1 protein-coding gene is annotated in these 1,228 nt (G+C 43.3%); it reads right to left on the bottom strand.

The annotated features are described in order from the left end of the window. Positions 1-33 precede the first annotated feature (33 nt). Positions 34-1,228 (bottom strand): IS3 family transposase gene (locus tag R7R78_RS24110; protein WP_225474373.1). Its coding sequence is split into 2 segments (ribosomal slippage), with 1,196 coding nucleotides annotated over them: positions 34-872 and positions 872-1,228; the frame shifts between segments, so codons are not numbered across the junction. This gene is flagged as partial in the annotation.

The following is a 1,228-nucleotide window of genomic DNA, read 5'->3' as shown; positions in this document are numbered from 1 at the left end:
TGACCCGTCCTGATATGGGTTGACACTTTTTAACTAAAACGCTCGATGTACTTCATCGGGCGTTTTGTATTTTAAAGCCGTATGAGGCCTCATTTGATTATAGATATCTACGGACTCTGCTACCATCGTCCTTGCTTCTTTCAGATCTTTCGGTTTCTTCAGCAAGAGCTCCATTTTGAGTATCCCATTTACACGCTCAGCTAAAGCATTCTGATAACAGTCATACCCGTCAGTCATTGAGCAAGTCACTCTATGTTTCTTATGGATATCTTGATATTCCTTCGAACAGTATTGTGAGCCTCTATCTGAGTGGTGTATTAGCTTTTCTTCACTCTGCCGTTGCCTGAGAGCTGAGATAAATGCCCGCTTAACTGATTGAGTTTTCATGTTGTCATCCACATAAAAACCAACAATCTTCCTTGAATAAGCGTCTGTAACCAAGCTGAGATAACTCTCTCCATTTTGAGTTGGCAAGTAAGTAATATCAGCAACCCACAGTTGTTCTGGCTTCGTTGGTGTCAGCCCATCTTTCACTTTGTTTGGGTGACAGAAAAATCGATGACGGCTGTCAGTCGTTCGGTGATAGGCTCGTCTTGCTCTCACTAACAGCCGATGCTTTCTGAGAAGTTCAAAGAGCTTATCGCGACCTATTTGAATGCCCTTTGTTGCTGCTAAGAACTTCAGTTTACGCGTGCCAATGCGTGGCTGCTTCAGCCTGACTTCACGGACAAAGCCAATGACAGCATGCTCATGATGTTCACAACGAGATTGAGTTTGACATTGCTTATAATAAGCTTGGCGAGAGATTTGTACTAACTGACAAAACTTCGTAACGCTCAAACCTACTATGGTTTTCTCTTGGACAACGCTTCTTTGTGCTTTTTTGTCACTCTAACACCATAGTCACGTTCCATAACGTTCACGACAGCTTCAAAGAAGTCGGCTTTGAGTTGAGCATCTTCGAGCTGCTTCTCAAGCTCTTTAATACGTTGCTCTGGTGTAGGAGGTGAATTGAACTCGGCCATAGAGTCTCCTTTGGACATAAAGTTAGGTGTCCCTTTAGACCAATCTAGTCGACCATGCTTACGAAGCCAAACCAAAACCGTAGAGCAACCTTGGATGCCATACTTCTCTTGGGCTTGTTTGTAAGTGAGGCTTCCTTTTTCAACCTCATCAACTACAGTGAGTTTAAAAGCGAGGGAGTAATCGCGCTGAGTTCTTTTAGTTG

The organism is Vibrio sp. 2134-1 (assembly GCF_033339495.1).
Note: the sequence above shows the minus strand (reverse complement) of the source record. Positions and strands in the feature narration are given on the sequence as shown.